General features: G+C 45.1%; 13 protein-coding genes. 8 read left to right on the forward strand and 5 right to left on the reverse strand.

Annotation, left to right across the window (positions count from 1 at the left end):
- Positions 1-96: 96 nt before the first annotated feature.
- From tpiA to eno, 3 genes are read left to right on the forward strand one after another with little or no spacing between them, the layout of a single operon-like run.
- Positions 97-849, forward strand: coding sequence for a triose-phosphate isomerase (tpiA, locus tag ACK8P5_RS01505; protein WP_422659243.1), 753 nt, complete (start codon positions 97-99; stop codon positions 847-849).
- Position 850: 1 nt separating this feature from the next.
- Entirely contained in the window at positions 851-2395 is a 1545-nt protein-coding gene (gene gpmI / locus ACK8P5_RS01510) for a 2,3-bisphosphoglycerate-independent phosphoglycerate mutase (protein ID WP_422659244.1), read from the forward strand.
- A 46-nt stretch (positions 2396-2441) separates the two neighbouring features.
- On the forward strand, positions 2442-3731 hold the full coding sequence (gene eno / locus ACK8P5_RS01515) for a phosphopyruvate hydratase (protein WP_422659245.1): 1290 nt from the start codon (positions 2442-2444) through the stop codon (positions 3729-3731).
- A 355-nt stretch (positions 3732-4086) separates the two neighbouring features.
- Here eno and ACK8P5_RS01520 read toward each other — a convergent pair whose 3' ends face one another.
- The 3 genes from ACK8P5_RS01520 to ACK8P5_RS01530 form a co-directional block, all read right to left on the reverse strand.
- The gene (locus ACK8P5_RS01520; RefSeq protein ID WP_422659246.1) at positions 4087-4866 is read right to left on the reverse strand and encodes an SDR family oxidoreductase; all 780 of its coding nucleotides are present in this window, start codon (positions 4864-4866) and stop codon (positions 4087-4089) included.
- A 438-nt stretch (positions 4867-5304) separates the two neighbouring features.
- The gene (locus ACK8P5_RS01525) at positions 5305-6318 is read right to left on the reverse strand and encodes a hypothetical protein (RefSeq protein WP_422659247.1); all 1014 of its coding nucleotides are present in this window, start codon (positions 6316-6318) and stop codon (positions 5305-5307) included.
- Positions 6319-6547: 229 nt separating this feature from the next.
- A complete protein-coding gene (locus ACK8P5_RS01530; RefSeq protein WP_422659248.1) occupies positions 6548-7402 on the reverse strand; it encodes a LysR family transcriptional regulator in 855 nt (284 codons plus the stop codon).
- A 159-nt stretch (positions 7403-7561) separates the two neighbouring features.
- Here ACK8P5_RS01530 and ACK8P5_RS01535 point away from each other — a divergent pair, with 159 nt between their 5' ends.
- Positions 7562-8656 (forward strand): NADH:flavin oxidoreductase, encoded by a 1095-nt coding sequence (locus ACK8P5_RS01535; protein WP_422659249.1) that lies wholly within the window; start codon positions 7562-7564, stop codon positions 8654-8656.
- 137 nt (positions 8657-8793) lie between these two features.
- On the opposite strand, the gene ACK8P5_RS01540 is transcribed toward ACK8P5_RS01535, so the two are convergent.
- Positions 8794-9486 (reverse strand): M50 family metallopeptidase, encoded by a 693-nt coding sequence (locus tag ACK8P5_RS01540; RefSeq protein WP_422659250.1) that lies wholly within the window; start codon positions 9484-9486, stop codon positions 8794-8796.
- A gap of 268 nt (positions 9487-9754) precedes the next feature.
- Between ACK8P5_RS01540 and ACK8P5_RS01545 the strand changes: the two genes are divergently transcribed.
- The 4 genes from ACK8P5_RS01545 to ACK8P5_RS01560 all read left to right on the forward strand — a co-directional run bounded on the left by ACK8P5_RS01545 (position 9755) and on the right by ACK8P5_RS01560 (position 16993).
- The gene (locus tag ACK8P5_RS01545) at positions 9755-11722 is read left to right on the forward strand and encodes a TerB N-terminal domain-containing protein (protein WP_422659251.1); all 1968 of its coding nucleotides are present in this window, start codon (positions 9755-9757) and stop codon (positions 11720-11722) included.
- Positions 11723-11729: 7 nt separating this feature from the next.
- Positions 11730-13076, forward strand: a complete 1347-nt coding sequence (locus ACK8P5_RS01550; protein ID WP_422659252.1) for an ATP-binding protein — start codon at positions 11730-11732, stop codon at positions 13074-13076.
- Positions 13073-15262 carry a DEAD/DEAH box helicase gene (locus ACK8P5_RS01555; protein ID WP_422659253.1) on the forward strand — a complete coding sequence of 730 codons (2190 nt, stop codon included), beginning with the start codon at positions 13073-13075 and terminating at the stop codon, positions 15260-15262. Before ACK8P5_RS01550 ends, ACK8P5_RS01555 begins: the two co-directional genes overlap by 4 nt.
- Before the next feature lie 144 nt (positions 15263-15406).
- Complete coding sequence (locus ACK8P5_RS01560; protein WP_422659254.1) at positions 15407-16993, forward strand: BCCT family transporter; 1587 nt, start codon at positions 15407-15409, stop codon at positions 16991-16993.
- A gap of 133 nt (positions 16994-17126) precedes the next feature.
- Here the strand turns inward: ACK8P5_RS01560 and ACK8P5_RS01565 are convergent, their stop codons facing one another.
- The gene (locus ACK8P5_RS01565; RefSeq protein WP_422659255.1) at positions 17127-17894 is read right to left on the reverse strand and encodes a DeoR/GlpR family DNA-binding transcription regulator; all 768 of its coding nucleotides are present in this window, start codon (positions 17892-17894) and stop codon (positions 17127-17129) included.
- Between the last annotated feature and the right edge of the window lie 245 nt (positions 17895-18139).

The following is an 18139-nucleotide window of genomic DNA, read 5'->3' on the forward strand; positions in this document are numbered from 1 at the left end:
CTGTTGTCCTAGGATAACAGTGGGTTCTACTTGTATAGCGTAAGTTATCGCAAAGAATCGAACCCCAAGATGGGGGTGAGTAAAGGAGTGAACTGTGTGAGAACACCTATCATAGCTGGCAACTGGAAAATGTTCAAAACTGTTCCGGAAGCTAAAGCATTCTTCGAAGAAGTAAAAGGAAAAGCGGAAGTCGAGGGCGTTGAAGCCGTGATCTGCGCGCCGTTTACGAACCTTCCAGCACTTGTTGAAGCTGCCAAAGGTACTAGCATCAAGATTGGTGCACAAAACCTACATTTTGAAGAGAATGGCGCATTCACTGGCGAAATCAGCGGCGTTATGCTGCAAGATTTAGGCGTGGATTATGTCATTATCGGACACTCCGAGCGTCGTCAATATTTTGGCGAAACGGATGAGATTGTGAACAAAAAGGTCCATGCTGCATTCCGTCATAGCCTTCTTCCAATCGTATGTGTTGGTGAGAAGCTTGAAGAGCGTGAAGCTGGACAAACTAAAAATGTATGTAAAGTACAGACAGAAGCTGCTTTTGCAGGAATTCCTGCGGATCAAGCAGTTCATGTTGTCATTGCTTACGAGCCGATCTGGGCAATTGGAACAGGTAAATCTTCTACAGCACAGGACGCTAACGAAGTAATCTCTTACATCCGTGACCTTGTGAAAGGAATGTATGGTGAAGACGTTGCTGCTCAAGTACGTATTCAATACGGCGGTAGTGTGAAGCCTGAGAATGTAGCTGAGTACATGGGACAAAGCGATATCGACGGTGCTCTCGTTGGCGGTGCTAGCTTGCAGCCGGCTTCTTATATCCAACTCGTTGAGGGGGCGAAGTAAGATGTCAGCACCCAAACCGGTAGCATTAATCATCATGGATGGATTCGGTCTGCGTAACACGTCTGAAGGCAACGCGGTCTCTCAGGCGAACAAGCCGAACTATGATCGTTATTTGAAGCAGTATCCGAATACGACATTGACAGCTTGTGGTGAAGCAGTAGGTCTTCCAGAAGGACAGATGGGTAACTCTGAAGTGGGCCATCTGAATATCGGAGCCGGCCGGATCGTTTATCAGGACCTGACTCGGATTTCGAAATCGATTCGCGAAGGTGAATTCTATGAGAATGAAACCTTGGTTGAAGCGATTCGGGCCGCTAAGAAAAACAACAAGAAGCTCCACCTGTACGGTCTTGTGTCCGACGGTGGTGTCCACAGTCATATTGAGCATATGTTCGCTATGCTGGATCTGGCGAAGAAGGAAGATATGCATGAAGTGTACATCCATGGTTTCATGGATGGCCGCGATGTGGCTCCTGACAGTGGTAAGCAGTTTGTTAAAGATCTGCTTGCTAAAATTGAGGAAGTCGGTGTCGGCAAAATTGCTACGATTTCGGGACGCTACTATGCGATGGACCGCGACAAACGCTGGGATCGTGTAGAGAAAGCTTACCGTGCGATGGTATATGGCGAAGGCCCGAAATACACAGATCCGCTGAAAGCGATCAATGAATCTTATGAGAAATCGGTTTACGATGAATTCGTAGAGCCAACTGTTATTGTAGATGATCAGGGCAATCCGGTGAGTCTGGTAGAAAGCGGAGATTCCGTTATCTTCCTGAACTATCGTCCGGACCGTGCGATTCAGCTGTCCCAGGTATTTACGAACAAAGATTTCCGTGGATTTGAACGTGGACCTAAGTTCCCACAAGGATTGCATTTTGTCTGCTTAACCTTGTTCAGCGAAACTGTGGAAGGCTTTGTTGCATACAAGCCGAAAAACCTCGACAATACGCTTGGTGAAGTTCTTGTGCAGAACAACAAGAAACAACTACGTATTGCTGAAACGGAGAAATACCCACACGTAACCTTCTTCTTCAGTGGTGGCCGTGATGTAGAACTTCCGGGTGAAACTCGGGTGCTGATCAACTCACCAAAGGTTGCTACTTATGATCTGCAGCCTGAGATGAGCGCTTATGAAGTGGCAGATGCTTGTGTGAAGGAGATCGAAGCGGATAAACACGATGCGATCATCCTGAACTTTGCGAATCCAGACATGGTTGGTCACTCCGGCATGCTGGAGCCAACGATCAAAGCAGTAGAAACAACTGACGAATGTGTTGGTAAAGTAGTGGATGCGGTTCTTGCTAAAGGCGGCGTGGTACTTATCACTGCTGACCATGGTAATGCGGATATGGTGTTTGATGAGAATGGACGGCCGTTTACAGCTCATACAACAAATCCAGTTCCGTTTATCGTGACAGACGAGAACGTAACATTACGTGAAGGTGGTATCCTAGCTGATATCGCTCCAACCATTCTAGATCTAATGCAGCTGGATAAACCGGAGGAAATGACCGGTACTTCCATGATTGCATCCCGCAAATAAATTGATTTACTATTTAAAATAAATAACTTTAAAGGAGACTACACAAATGACTGTTATTTCTGACGTTTATGCACGCGAAGTCCTTGACTCCCGTGGTAACCCGACTGTAGAAGTTGAAGTATACTTAGAATCCGGCGCAATTGGCCGTGCAATCGTACCATCCGGTGCATCCACTGGTGTTCACGAGGCTGTTGAGCTTCGCGACGACGACAAATCCCGTTACCTCGGTAAAGGTGTTCTGAAAGCTGTTGAGAACGTAAACGAAATTATCGCTCCAGAAGTGATCGGTATGGATGCTTTGGATCAACTTGGCATCGACAAGCTGATGATCAACTTGGACGGAACTCCAAACAAAGGTAAACTAGGCGCTAACGCAATCTTGGCTGTATCCATGGCTGTTGCTCGCGCAGCTGCTGACGCTCTTGACCTGCCGCTGTATGTTTACCTCGGTGGATTCAATGCAAAACAACTTCCAGTACCAATGATGAACATCGTTAACGGTGGTGCTCACGCTGACAACAACGTTGACGTTCAAGAGTTCATGGTATTGCCTGTTGGCGCTGAAAGCTTCAAAGAAGCACTTCGTATGGGCGCTGAAATCTTCCACAACCTTAAATCCGTACTTAAAGGTAAAGGTTTGAACACTGCAGTTGGTGACGAAGGTGGATTCGCTCCTAACTTCACTTCCAACGAAGATGCATTGTCTTCCATTATCGAAGCGATCGAAAAAGCTGGCTACAAGCCAGGCGAAGATGTATTCCTCGGTATGGACGTAGCTTCCACTGAGTTCTTCAAAGATGGTAAGTATGTTCTTGAAGGCGAAGGCAAATCCTTCACGCCTGCAGAGTTCGTTGACCTGCTTGCTTCTTGGGTTGATAAATACCCAATTATCACAATCGAAGACGGATGCTCCGAAGACGATTGGGATGGTTGGAAATTGCTCACTGAGAAATTGGGTGACAAAATTCAACTCGTTGGTGACGACTTGTTCGTTACGAACACTGAGCGTTTGGAAAGAGGTATCAATGAAAACATTGGTAACTCCATCCTAATCAAAGTTAACCAAATCGGTACATTGACTGAAACATTCGATGCGATCGAAATGGCTAAACGCGCTGGATACACAGCTGTTATCTCTCACCGTTCTGGTGAATCCGAAGATAGCACAATCGCTGATATCGCAGTTGCTACAAACGCTGGTCAGATCAAAACTGGTGCACCATCCCGTACTGACCGTGTTGCGAAATACAACCAATTGCTTCGCATCGAAGATCAATTGGGTGAACTGGCTCAATACAACGGCTTGAAGTCTTTCTACAACTTGAAGCAAAAATAATTGAGATAGATGAAAGCCCAGCTCCTGTAATAGGGAGCTGGGCTTTTTTGCGTTGTCATGGGAGAAAACCTCAAAGGCTGCACACTATTGGTGGCTGCGTTGGCGGTGCGTGAATCGTCTCCGGTCGCTGTTAAAATCGGGAAACTGGAATGGAATAGTCTAAGGATGTTTCCCGATTTTAAATGCGAACGCGATGCTCCTCCGACCGATTCACGCACCTATTGCAGTGGAGAGGAGTGCAGCCCCTTTCGGGTGTCTCATGGGAGCGCAAAAGAAGCCCAGCTCTCTGTGGAATACATGAGCTGGGCTTTTTGGGGAGAAAGGGAGAAGGTCAAGGGCAAAGGTCTAGAGAGAATTATTTCCCGAGAAATCCACCCTCTGACCGAATCACCTGCCCGGTGATCCACTGTGAATCATCGCTCACTAAGAGGCTAATCCCTCTAGCGGCATCTTCCGGCAAGCCGATTCGTCCCATGGGGAACATGGGTAGGAAGTGTTCCTTCATCTCTTCGGTGATCCAGCCGGAATCTGTCGGCCCGGGGTCGAAACCGTTCACTGTAATATGGAGCGGAGCTAGTCCTACCGAGAGGGGCTCGATCAAACCAATCAAGGCGCCTTTGGTCATAATATATGCCAGGTTGTCTGGGTCAGGTCCTTTTGAAACCATGAATATTATCCGCCCAGGCGTGCCTTGAGGTTGGTGCTGTTCAAATCTTCTAGCGAACGCTGTACTGAGTAAGATCGTTCCACGATTGTTCACTTGGTAGTGTTGATCTAACAATCGCATATCAAGGCTCTTGAAATTAGAAGGTGCGCAGTAAGTGGCATTATTAATAAGGATCGTGGCGTGTCCGAGTGTCTTTTCCACCTGATCCATCATAAGTGAAGGCATGTCAGGGTTCGTCAGATCTGCCTCCATATGAGCTGCTCTTACTCCTAAACGCTCTAATTCTTCACACAATTGCTCAGGCCAATCCCTTTGCCCACCGTTCCCTTCCGTTTCATCAAACGCATGCCAATGTGTGAAGAAAATATCTATACCAAGGTTTGCGAGTGACCGACAGATGGCGGTTCCAATTCCCTTAGATCGGCTTGCGCCGGTAACGATTGCTATTTTGTTTCTTCTTTTGTTCATTTATTAATTCCTCCATTCATGAATAGGAGGATATGCAGGTAATGATCTAAGAGATGCGTATTTTTATGAATCAAAGACGTATAAACGTTGTTATTCGCAATGATTGGTGTATGCGTTCACCCCTGCGTATCCGTAAGGTAAAAGATATGAATACCAAAAAATATAGCAGATTTCGCTATACTCAGCATTCTATCGAATTGAAGAATCCCTACAGAATAATCCACATGACAGGTTCAAGGCTCCTTTATTCGCATCTCTCAATTGATCATAACGATCATCCTTGTGATGATCAATGTTTATTTAACAGCTCTAGCGTGATACTAGCTCATCATCTCAGTTCCATAGGGAATTCAGATTTATCAGAAATAGGACAACAATAAAAAAAGGCTGCATCTTTCACTCCAATAAGTAAAAGATGCAGCCCTCTCATCAGCAACCTTATTTCAGCACGCCATCAGCTTTCATTTCCTTCAGTAGCTTCTCCGCAAGCTTCAGGTAGTTATCCCATGCTGTATTGCGAGTAGTGTAGCCAGACTTGCCATAATCACCTGTGTTCTCGATTGCCGGAAGACCGGACAAGTCAAGCATGTCTTGTGTTTTCAATACTTTCGCTTTCAGCTCATCCATCTGCACGTTGAAGCCGATACGGGAAGGTTCATCATAATCTACACTTTCATACTTGGATTGTCTGTAGAACTGCTTCAGCTTTGGATCTTCGATCTCATCAGGTGTATCTGCAAAAATCTCATCATATCGAAGGTCTGTAATCTTGCCGTCTTTTACAACCACTTGTAAACGGCCTGTTAAACCGCCGCCTAAAACTTCCGCGATACCGTAGTATTTTTCGTTAGACGCCTTCTCTAGAGTGGGTGCAAGCTTCTCAGCCATAGGCACCATGGATTGTAAAACACTGTTGGAAGCACCGGATACAGTGTCTACTTCACCCGTAATGCGTTGTTCTGCCAGCATCTGCTCTTCCGCTTTTAGCACACCTTGAATCCAAGCTGCTCCTTTTGCCTCACCCATGGTAAAATTGTATGCGGACCAGCGTTTCGATACATTCTGGTAATAACGGTTGTAGTAGTTGGGGCGTGTCATTTCGTTAAATTCAATATGAACAAGCTTGTCTTTATCTTTGACTACCTCCAAAGTGCCTAAATGCCCCTGTCTAAAACGCTCTTCTGTCTTGTAGTAGTCTCCTTTAATAAGCCCAAGTTTCGGTTGAGCACTCCAATCGAGTTTTGTCATCTCTACTTCTTTTATAGAAGAACCGGTAGTGGAGTCAGTCTGCTCTGTATTCTTACCTGCATTAGCGTCTGCGCCAGCATTTGTTTCTGTTTTCTTCGGTTCAGCATCTGCTTTATCTGCTGTGTTAGAGCAACCTGTAAACATTGCAATAGTCATAAGTGCTGCAAGCATGGTGATGACAAACTTTATACGTTTCGATTTCATTCCTTGGATGTCCCCTCTGTTGTGTATATTGTGTCAAAAAATCTGCTGCTGAATGGAATCATGATTGTGACTATTGGATGTTTTCGGTGTCAAAATTTATGTATGCCCAATCAGTATCATTACTGTACCTTACATCTTCAAACTAGTAAGTGATTTTTTTCACAAAACAATAAATGCAGAAAATACTGCACGATCAGGAGTGATTTTATAAGAAAAGATGCGCATCAATTTAACAATCCCATGTTTTAGCATGGTTTTTTATGATTTCAATCATTCGAACCATTGATGGAGAAAGCCATTTATCTTTATGGTAAGTCAAGTAGGTTGATATAGACGAGTGTTGTTGTGGAAAAAGTTCCCCTCTCAGTTTATTTCCTTCTAATTCTTCTTTAACTGAAAAATAAGGGACCAGAGAAACGCCTAAACCATACTTCACGCATTGTTTTATAGCTTCTAAACTTTGGAATTCTATACTTTCTCTTATATCTAAATTATGAGTGCGGATGAATTCATCAAAAACTGATTTATAACTACATCTTAATTCGGAGTACAGTGCTGTATGAGATAGACCTTCATTTAGAGAGCTAATTAACACCATTTTTTCTCTTATCAGTCTTTCTGAGTAGAGTTCTTTTTGCATCCAACCATCTTTCTCCAATAATAATGCAATGTCAATTTCCCCACTTTTTAGACTTTTTGTCACGTCAAAATTCTCAAGTGATTTTAACACTAGCTTTACTTTAGGGTAGCTTGTTTTATATTGGAGAAGAATGGATGGAACTCGACAAATTGTTAAAGATTCAGAGATTCCTAAAGTTAACACTCCCTGTGGTTCTTTATCTATAGTTAATGACTGATTATACAGTTCTGTGATTTCTGTGGCGTACGTCAAAAATTCTTTACCATATTGAGTTAATATAACTTTTTTTCCTATTCGATCAAATAAGGGTCTGCCTAACTCCCTCTCTAGTTCTTTGATGTGAGTAGTAATGGAGGATTGAGCATAACCAAGATGTTCTGCTGCTTTATTGAATCCTCCTTTTTCAACGATCGTTTTAAATGTAATTAGATGTCGAATTTCCATATATAGATCTTTCTCCCTATGTTCAATTTTATTGAATTAAATGATCAGATATATCTATTTTACTAAATTGATAAAGGTGTGTAACCTAATATCAAGTAGTCAATATTCCAATGCGAGATAAAGACTTTATTTTTTATATAACAGCAGGAGGTAATGATCATGTCAGATACAAAGAAGTTATTTGAACCCTTTAATATAGGACGGATTACTTTAAAGAACCGAGTAGGTGTGGCTCCAATGACACGTATTAGTGCTACTGAAAAAGGATTAGTTACAGATAGAATGGTTAAATACTACAGATCATTTGCTGACGGTGGGTTTGGACTTATTATTACTGAAGGTACTTATATTGATGATAAGTATAGTCAAACATATCAGTTTCAACCAGGAATTGCTTATGAGGAGCAGGCACAAGAGTGGAAAAGAGTTGTTGATGCTGTTCACTCCCAAGATACAAAAATATTTATGCAGTTACAACATACTGGACCATTATCCCAAGGTAATCGTTTCGTTAATGAGACAATCGCGCCTTCATCTGTTCAACCTAAGGGCGAGCAACTTAAATTTTATTTGGGTGAAGGAGCTTTTAGATTACCTAGAGAAATAACAAAGGAAGAAATAGTTGATGTTAAGAAAAGTTTTGTCGATGCTGCTAAACGAGCTAAATCAATTGGTTTTGACGGCATAGAACTACATGGAGCAAATGGTTACTTATTAGATGCTTTTCTAACAGAACATACTAACAAACGTAATGATGAATATGGTGGTACTACAGAGAATAGAGTTAGGTTATTAGTAGAAATAATACAGGATGTTAGAGAAGCTGTCGGAGAGAACTTTACGGTTGGTATTAGAATCTCACAATCAAAAGTAAATGATTACGCATATAAGTGGTCAGCCAAAGAACATGATGCAAAAACTATCTTTGGAGCACTGGGAAAATCGGGGCTTGATTTTATTCATGTAACAGAGTTTGAAGCATGGAAGCCCGCATTCGACACAGGAAAAGATTCCCTCGCAGTACTTGCCAAAAAGTATAGTCAATTACCCATTATCGTAAATGGACAGTTAGAGAAACCAGAAAGGGCTTCTAAAATGATTAATAATGGTGATGCTGATATGGTTACTCTAGGAAAAGGAGCACTAGCTAATCATGATTGGGTAAAGAAAGTAAAAAATGGTGAGCCTTTAAAAGAGTTTGATAAAGAAAAAGTATTACACCCCGTTGCGGATATTAAAGATTTTGAATTGTAATTATATACTGCTAATGTTGTGATAGTAAATGAGATCAAGTAGAAGATAATAAATAAAAAGTACATCACTGCAGCAGTGATGTACTTTTTATTTATTATAAGGTGTGACATGAAAAATAATAAGTTCTCTAGTCTAAATCAGTATGAACCTCTTGAACGTGATTGCATAACTGGTCGTTTACGCCAGAACAAAGACAGCGCGATCTTAGCACACCATAACGAAAATGCTAGAAATAACAATGACCAGAGAAACGCAGGCACCATAGTAGACCTTGCTAGGTTCGCTGCATCCCCAGCACCGCTTGGTTGAGAAATTGCATATACCAGAAGTGAGAAAGGGCCCATAACCGACTCTTCCAGCGAGAGAAACGCCAGTAAAAGATAGTATGCATTCCGAATTCGTGTTCCTAGGAAATAGAAGACGAGTGTAATCACAACAAAGATTGTAAGCCATAGTAAACCATAGCCATTACGTACGAATAACAGAATCATGAGCACGGCGATTCCCGAGATCGCGAGCAATCCCTCTCCTTGTTTTCGTTTGGCATAGCCGTAGAACATGAGCACCGCAAATAATGACGCAGACATATAACCGGAGAGGGATACAAGTGTTGTTCTCCAGCCGGATTCAAGGACTGACAAGGTTGTACCGCTATGATCGGGATTCAGTGCAATGCTGAGTACGCGTCCGGATAGGAGCAAAGTCGTAACCGCGTGTCCGAGTTCATGAATCATGGTATCCATAATTCTGAACCAGGAGGAGAAGGGAATGAACCGGGTTAGGATTGCTGCCCCTAATAGATACAATATGGTTTTGAGCCACTTATTCATCGTACAACTCCTTTTCACTATAAAGCCTCTCTTCAATGGATGAGTGGAGACCTATCCTCGTAATTGGGCTGTCTTTAATAGGTTAAAGCTGGTTGTTCATAAGCAGCAGACAGCAGCCCTTTTCCTATGCTAAAATGGAACATATGTTCTTTGGTTACACGATATAACGGTTTCTAATAGTATAGATGCACAGTAAGAACTTGTAAAAGAACGGCTCAGCCAATAGGCGGGAATGGTATAATTGGTGGAATGATGGAGGTGCGAATTCATGGATCATATCAAGAAAAATAATAAAAGCAATATCGATCTTATTCAGCATACCATCGTACGTGACAATGATATTCGGTTCGCTGAATTCGAGCTGGGCGGTGAGGAGAGGAATATGCCTCTTCCAGCAAGAAATCCTGAAATAGATAGTAATGAAGGTCGAAGTGGAAGCGTCGATATGAAGCAAGAGAAGCGGTCTTTTGCGGAGCTTTCCACGGCTGATCTTAACTTTAGGGATGCGAAAGAACCTTCTGGGTCGATTACAGCGAAAAATTCTTCCGAGACATATGAGCATGAAGGGTACCAAAACTCTTCTGCTCCGTCCACCTCAGTAACCCCATCCTATGATGGCGTACGTTACTATTCCCGAGAACAGCAATTTGCCATGAGAGCCCGTGAGCTGGCGTGGCATGTGGAGCTGGAGCATCCATTTGTACCTTTTAAGAGTTATTGGCCTACCTACGATAATATGACTTCAGCACAGTATAAATGGTATTTCTATTGGCGTGAGGAGGTACGCTCAGGTCGTTATCCTGACAGTGATTTATCGTATTTGTTTCTATATATGTATGAGCTAATTAACGGGATTGGGTGGAGTAATCCAGCTCAAGGCTATCAACTGCTATGTAACGTTTGGAAGGCTTATAGGGAGCGATATTCTAAGCTGGACACCTATGCGAGAGAATGGTTGTTCGATTTCTCGTTGATACATGGCTTGGACATGCCGGTAACGGATACCTATAAAGGGATTCCGCGCAGCTTATCCAGTGAGCTGAAGGAGCTGGAGTGGCTGCGTAGATTATCTGCTCAGCCGATCCTGCTGAACTGGGACTTGCTCTCTGATCTGATGGACTATGAGCCTGACAAGAGTCGATTCTATCAGGAAGGTGGGCGTAAAGACATGAAGACGTATGGCCCGAAGGTGGTCGCCCTTGTCGATGCGTATCTTGGGAGAACGAGAGGCCAGCGTCTTATTGAACTATTCCGCCCTAGGGAGAAGAAGTCTGAAAGATACGTATTCCGTAGCGCTGTATATGACTATGATATATATGGACGTACGGCTACCGTTATGACGTTACCGATCAGCGAGCATCCGCCTCTTCGTCATTATATAACGCAGCTCATTCGGATGATGGAGAATAAACTGCGTGAACTTCGTGGATTCAAGGGAAGACTTCGTGGAATTGAAGTTGAGCCGGAAATCGAGGAGCTGGTAGCACGCTTCTTGAAGAAAGAGATACAGCCAGCCAGCGATGATTCCAAGGAGAAGGCCGCACAGCCAGAGGTGCAGATCGATGCTGCAAAGTTACGACGTATTCAGCAGGAGTCGGATGATGTTCGTGACATGCTGTTGATCGATGAATCGGAGACCTTAACGAAGTCGACAACGGGAGCAGAAGTCAGCGCGGCATTACAACGACAGACAGGAGCATCATCCGCATCTTCGGGTAATTCGGCGAGGTCTGCCCAATCTGTGAAGAAGACACAGAGGCGGGATGTGCCACTTCAGATGGATATTTTTGAGCTTGGTGAAGCGGTACAAGCTGTACAAGCTGAGTTAGCCCCTACAGAAGTTGACGGGTTATCTACTCTGAATGAAGACAAGGAATCAGAACTGCTGGACACTAAGGCTGAGGAGGTCCCAACCTTCACCGTAGATAACAAGAACTCCACGCCGATGGATGTACCATCTCCTGCGGGGATCATCTGGCATACGGAGCATCTGGATGAAGAGTGGGGAGAATTGGCTTCGCAACTTAGTCCAGTACATCTTGAAGTATTGTACGCGCTGAAATCAGGTCCGGACATGACCGCACTTCAAGCAGTTGCCGAAGGTGCAGGCTCAATGCCAGCCCTGCTAATTGATGAAATTAATGAGGCCGCGATGGAAACGATCGGCGATCTATTGATCGACGGCGAGACTCTCGTGGATGAATATATAACCATGCTTGATCAATTGATGAGGTGATCAAACGATGAAAGAACTGAAGATACCGAAGCGCCTAACCACCGCGCTGGTCAACTCACTGACGGCTGGGGTGGTCCCCCGAGTAGGACTTGAACATATTGCAGTCGGCCGTAAGCCAGAAGTCGAAGCTATATTGCGCGATATGGACAACATTGCGGAAGGCGGAGCGGCTTTTAAATTGATTACGGGCCGCTATGGCAGCGGAAAAAGCTTCCTTCTGCAGGTCATCCGTAACTATGCAATGGACCGTGATTTTGTAGTAGCAGATGCGGATCTGTCACCTGAACGTAGACTGGTTGGTACGAAGGGCCAAGGGCTTGCTACTTATCGTGAGCTCATGACCCATCTCTCAACGCGCACGCGTCCTGATGGTGGCGCGCTAGAGACGATTCTACAGAAGTGGATCGCAGCGATTCAACAGGAGATGATGCAAGAGACAGGGCTTCGTCCGGGTGATGCTGCGCTGAACGAGCAGGTAGAGCTGCGAATTTATGCAGTCACGAGCAGTATGCAGAATCTCGTACACGGATTCGATTTCGCGAAGGTGCTTGCAGCATACTGGAACAGCTATAAGTTAGGTGATGATGACCGTAAGCAGGCTGCTTTGCGCTGGCTACGGGGTGAATATCCGACAAAGACGGAGGCGCGTAAAGACCTTGGTGTCGGCGTTATTATCGACGATGACAGCTGGTATGACTATATTAAGCTGTGGTCAGAGTTCACAGCGGCAATCGGTTATAAAGGATTGCTATTATTCATTGACGAAGGCGTGAACCTGTATAAGATTACGAACTCCATCTCACGTCAGAGCAACTATGAGAAGCTGCTGACAATATTCAATGATACGATGCAAGGCAAGGCAGAGCATCTAGGTATATTTATGGGCGGCACGCCTCAATTCGTAGAAGATGAGCGGCGTGGACTATTCAGCTATGATGCCCTACGTTCTCGCCTGATTGATGGCCGTTATGGTAACAGTGGACTGAAGACGTATACCTCTCCAATCTTGAAGCTGGATATGCTCTCTTATGAGGAAATCCTCATCCTGCTGCAAAAGCTTAGAGATATTCATGCTCTGCATTTTCAATACCCTGCCATGCTCACAGACGAGCAACTGATCGCATTCATGCAGCAGGCAGTTTCGCGCTTGGGAGCGGAGGAACTGCTGACGACCCGTGAAGTCGTGCGTGATTTTATGGACCTTTTACACACACTGCATCAGCATCCAGATACTACTTTTGAGCAATTACTCGGTAAAATGGCATCGCCGGAATTACCTGCTTCAAAGGACGGGGCTGCAAAACCAGATGATGCGGATGACATGGGTGACTTCTTGGCGGAGTTTGAACTATGAGTGCGAACCCATTCGCTAGACTAGCGCCATTTATACAGGAGTTTATATACCGCAAACAATGGGACACGCTTCGCGAAGCGCAGGTTGATGCTTGCAGGGTGCTATTCGATACATCAAGTCACCTACTCATTGCTTCGGGCACAGCGTCTGGTAAGACGGAAGCTGCATTCTTCCCTGCGCTTACAGAGCTGTATGAACGTCCCTCATCCTCAGTTGGGATTCTGTATATCGGCCCGCTGAAGGCATTGATCAACGATCAGTTTGAACGGATTCAGGAGCTGCTGCGAGAAGGTGAGGTTCCCGTCTGGCACTGGCATGGAGATGTATCGCAAGCGGAGAAGACGAAGCTGATGCAAAAGCCTTCCGGTGTTCTCCAGATTACACCAGAGTCTCTTGAGGGTCTGCTCATGAATCGACCAAATGCGATACCAGCACTGTTTCAGGACCTGCGGTATGTGATCATTGACGAGGTCCATGCATTTATGGGGGCAGACCGGGGAATTCAGGTGCTCAGTCAGCTGACGCGGATCGAACGGATGGCCTCATGCACTCCTCGGCGAATCGGCCTATCAGCGACACTCAGCGATTATGAGACAGCAGCGGGCTGGCTTGCTGCCGGGACGCGTTATCCGGTTGAAGTTGTGTCGCCTCAGGGCGGCCGAAAGCTGCGAATTAGTGTGGAGCATTTCTCGTTCCCCGATGCGAGGGATGAGAAGCAGGCAGAGCAGCTGGAGCACGCGCAGAAGGCGTACTATGACTTTGTATACAATCATACCCACCTGAAAAAAGCACTCATCTTCACCAATTCCCGTTCGAACGCGGAGCTTACAACACTGGAGATGCGGCGAATTGCCGCGAAGCGGCAGCAGCCAGATGTCTTCCATGTCCATCATGGAAGCATCTCCGCCATGCTGCGTGAAGAGACAGAGGCAGCGCTTCGAAGCGGCCCTGGTCCAGCGGTTGCTGCGGCTACGCTTACTCTTGAGCTTGGCATTGACCTCGGGGAGCTGGAGCGAGTGATCCAGCTCGGAGCGCCATATAGCTGCTCTAGCTTTGTGCAGCGTCTCGGCCGATCAGGACGACGAGGGCAAGCGTCGGAGATGCTCTTCTTGTGCCCGGAAGAAGAGGACGAAGAGGCACAGCTTCCGGCTCGAATGCCATGGACGCTGCTGCGGGCCATTGCAGTCATTGAGCTGTATGTGCGGGACAAGTGGGTTGAGCCGCTGCAGCTTCGAGACAAACCCATGGGGCTCTTATATCATCAGACGATGAGTATTCTAAAAAGCATGGGAGAAGCTGAGCCTGCAGAGCTGGCAAGAGCGGTACTTACACTTCCTGCATTCCGAGGGATTGAACCAGATGAATATCGGATCTTTCTGAATTACCTTTTGCAGACAGACCATATTCAGCGTACTGATGAAGGTCCTCTGATTATCGGCTTGACGGGCGAAAGAATCGTGAATAATTTCCGTTTCTATGCTGTCTTTAAAGACGATGAGGAGCATGTTGTATATAACGGTTCGGAGGAGATTGGTTCGATTACAACGGTTCCCCCGCCTGGATACTGCTTCTCGCTTGCAGGTAAGCTGTGGAAGGTGGAGGAAGTGGATACGAAGCATAAAGCGCTATATGTTAAGTCATCGAAGGGCAAGGTCGATACCCTTTGGCTTGGTGCAGGTGGTGACGTACATACACGTATTCTTCGCAAAATGCGCGAGATTTTGGCAGATAACACGCTCTATCCTTACTTGGCACCCGGAGCCGTGAACCGATTGGAGAGGGCCCGGCGTCTGGCCCGCGAGAGTGGACTCTTGAAGTGCGCTGTCATTCCGGCAGGAGGCGACTCCATGTTTATTTTGCCTTGGGCAGGCAGTAAGCAGTTCCGTACACTAGAGCGTCTGCTTAAGCATAACCTGACGAAGCGTCTGGCGCTCCGTTCGGTCGTGCCGATGGAACCTTATTATATGGTTGTTGCGGGGAAGACGGATGCGGATCAGCTAATGCATGAGATCATGTCTGAGCTAAATGAGTGTGAATCGGTAGGGCCAGAGGCATTGCTGGATGCGAATGAAGCTCCTTATCTCGGAAAATATGACGAGTTTGTAGCGCCTGAATTGATCCGTAAAGCCTTCGCTATAGACGGGCTTGATCTGGAAGGTCTAACTGCGGTATTGAAATCAGAGTAAAACTATAAATTAGAGCACGGTCCTTATGACTGTGCTCTTTTTGTGCTGTTATCGATAAGCTAACTTGCTCTTTTTACACCGAAAAACGATTGAATCGAGCAAAATTGGTTAAAAACTTATGTGCTATTAATATTTGATCAATAAATGGGTTGGGGTGAAGTGAAAGTGATTGGAAAACTATTGAAGAACACCGTTTTTACTGTTTCAGCAGTCATCATTGCTGTTCTTGCAATACTTGGAGCCATTGTACCGCAAGCATTCGAGAACGCTGCTTCGTTCTTGTTTGATTTTACGACTAATAATTTCGGCTGGTTCTACCTGCTAGCTATATTTGTTATCATTGTGTTTCTAATCTGGGTGGCTGCTAGTAAATACGGCTCTATCCGTCTGGGCGGTGATAAGGAGAAGCCGGAATATTCCTTTTTCACATGGATTGGGATGCTGTTCTCAGCTGGTTTTGGTGTAGGTCTTGTATTCTGGGGTGTAGCCGAGCCGATGAGCCACTTCTTTACTACACCTTTTGCTGGAGTTGAGACTCAAAGTGTGGAATCTGCACGAATCGCAATGGGGTATTCATTCTTCCACTGGGGAATTAGCCAATGGGCTATATTTGCATTGGTCGGGCTTGTTATCGCGTTTCTTCAGTTCCGCAAGAAGAAGGATGGGCTTGTATCCACAGCACTTGAACCTGTGGTCGGCAAAAAAACGGTAGTAAAGAACACGATTAATATTCTGGCTGTTGTTGCAACGGTCATGGGGATAGCTACTTCCATCGGATTAGGTGTCATGCAGATGGGTGGAGGGCTGGAGTCGGTTGCAGGTATCAGGAACACTTCACTTGTTCAACTCGGCTTGTTAGCATTCATCTTCATTGCTTATATGATTTCATCCACCTCTGGGCTTGATCGAGGGATTAAATATTTAAGTAACCTCAATCTAGCTATGGCACTATGTTTCCTCGTATTTGTATTGACCATGGGGCCAACTGTGTTCATTATGGAGTCCTTTACGCTGGCCCTGGGGGATTACTTCACCAACTTTATTCAGTACAGCTTACGTCTACAGCCTTATGCCGAAGGGACTTGGGTTAGAGACTGGACGATATTTTACTGGGCATGGGCCATTGCATGGTCCCCTTATGTAGGAGCGTTTATAGCGAGAGTATCCAAAGGAAGAACCATTCGGGAATTTATTATGGGAGTTATGATTGTTCCACCACTCATTGCATGTCTCTGGATTGCTGCATTTGGTGGAACAGCGCTCTGGTTCGATCTGCATGAAAGCACGGGAATTGCGGCAGCTGTTAATGCGGATGTCACGACAGCACTGTTCAGTATGCTTGACCAATTACCACTATCAACGTTAATGTCTGTACTCTCAATTCTGCTGATTCTAACATTCCTCGTTACTTCTGCGGATTCTGCAACGTATATTCTGTCCAGTATGACAACAAAAGGGGATTTGAATCCGCCCATGCTTGCCAAAATTGTCTGGGGCGTGTTGATGGCCGCTATTGCAGGTGTGTTACTATTCACCGGAGGACTAGAGGCGCTGCAGACCGCTTCTCTGATTGCAGCCTTACCATTCACCGTGCTGCTTTTACTGCTTATTGTAGCCATGGGGAAATTGCTGCGTCGTGAACCTATACCGATACGAAAGGCTGATCTGAAACGGTTCCAGCGACTTGAAGAGGCTTCGAATAAGGATAAGGTGAATGATGTGACGAATTAAGTTATAGCGATTTACAATTTATTAGGTACTATGCTTATGCTGGAATGATAAAGGGAGCACTCGGGTGCTCCCTTTTGTTATGTCCGGTTATAGTTAAAAGTAAGCTGCCCCTCGATTGGATAACGATATGGAATCAGGGTCCTTCTGCAATGATGAGCTTGGTGTTTGTTTTTCTGAACTTCTGGATCATATTCTTATTCAGATTTGCATCGGTGACAAGGACGTCAATCTTATCAAGTGAGGCGATCGATACGGTAACATCCTTACCAAATTTGGTACTGTCTGCGGCCACGTAGATTTCTTTCGACATGTCGATGATCTTTTTGCGGGTGATGGCTTCCTCTAGGTTATAGTCGGAAATTCCCTTCTCTACGGTAATGCCACTTGCGCACAGAAAGGCCTTCAAAATATTTAATTGGTCAAAGTTAAAGATATAATCATAGGCTACGACAGATTGCTCGTTCAGCCTGATTTTACCCCCGATGATCACCAGCTCGACACTGCTGTTCATGAGTTCATTAACTACGGGAATGGAATTCGTAACTACCGTTAGGTTCTTGAAATGTTTAATATACTTAGCGATTTGATAGGTGGTTGAGCCACTATCCAGATAGATGCAGTCACCATCTTGAATAAATTCTGTACACTTAAGTGCGATTCTTTCTTTTTCCTCCAGATGACTAACCATCCGCTCGTCCATCGATGATTCAGCAAACTTCGATTCTACGAGTTTAACCCCACCATAGATTTTCTCGATCTTCTCTTGCTTGGTCAGAGTATTTAGATCTCGGCGCAGCGTATCAACGGAGATATTCAGTTCTTCGGTCAACTCTGAGATTTTCAGAACTTTCTTCAGCTTGAGGAGATCCATAATCTTCTGTTGCCTCTCAAGTGGAAACATACAATCACCCATTCCATGTTGTCATCTGTTGGCTGATATTTCAATCCTAGTGTACTCATAGCCACGCTTACATTCAATAGTCTCCCCTCCTTCATCCATTCATTTCGTTCTTATCACAGATAAAGTTGGTCAAGAGTTAGCTATAAGTTGGTAATCATATATGCATAATTTACGCAGAATTTACATGGAGAGAGATTCGCTTTTACACTTCGACTTTATACTGAGGATGTGTTTAAGGGGGGTGC

It is taken from the genome of Paenibacillus sp. EC2-1 (assembly GCF_049311625.1).
In the GTDB taxonomy this organism is placed as follows: Bacteria; Bacillota; Bacilli; order Paenibacillales; family Paenibacillaceae; genus Paenibacillus_AQ.